Genomic DNA, 610 nt, shown 5'->3' with positions numbered 1-610 from the left:
GCTCCAGTATCTGCCCAAAGGAACCGACTGGCGGAGGCGACAAAAAACCTGGCGTCCGAGCTCGGCTGGATAGCTGAAATGGCTGGCGATTCCATCTCGTGATGACCGATGCGGCCGWTCAGCTTCCCGACGACGTTGCAAGTGCACACGCGACGATCTTCGCCGAGCGCGGCACCCCATGAAGCCGTTGCCGTCGCTGCCGCCCAGGCGGTGAACTCGCATTCGGTCAACGTTGATCGGAGGCTGCCGATCCAAGAGCTCAAACGCGAGATTCATAGCATTCGCGCGGAGCGCAGGCCCGTTTTCTCGAACAGATTKAATTGCAGTTCGAGGAACGTAAGCCCACGGTGAGAGCCGTCTTGCGAGGTTGATGCGAACATCGGAAGTCCTAGTGCAAACACTAGGAGTAGTCCTATGACCAAGCATCCGATTGAAGTGATCGCGTCTGTCGCGCGCCGTCGGCGCTGCTCTCGCGAGGACAAAGAGCCGCTGGTTGCCGCCTGCCTTGAGCCTGGTGCGGTTCTTTCCGAGATTGTCCGTGCGGCCGGCATCCACGTGAGCCAGCTCTTTCGATGGCGCAGGAACTCTGCCGGATCGAAGAGCCGTCGAC

At 60.2% G+C, this 610-nt stretch carries 1 protein-coding gene; it reads left to right on the top strand.

The genetic code is table 11. The annotated features are described in order from the left end of the window. Positions 1 to 414: 414 nt before the first annotated feature. On the top strand, positions 415 to 610 hold a 196-nt coding region (locus tag QD357_RS32810), incomplete at its 3' end, for a transposase (protein WP_414126163.1).

The sequence above is a fragment of the Rhizobium sp. BR 317 genome, assembly GCF_047445835.1.
Lineage (GTDB): Bacteria > Pseudomonadota > Alphaproteobacteria > Rhizobiales > Rhizobiaceae > Rhizobium > Rhizobium paranaense.
This window is presented reverse-complemented; position numbering and strand designations above follow the sequence as displayed.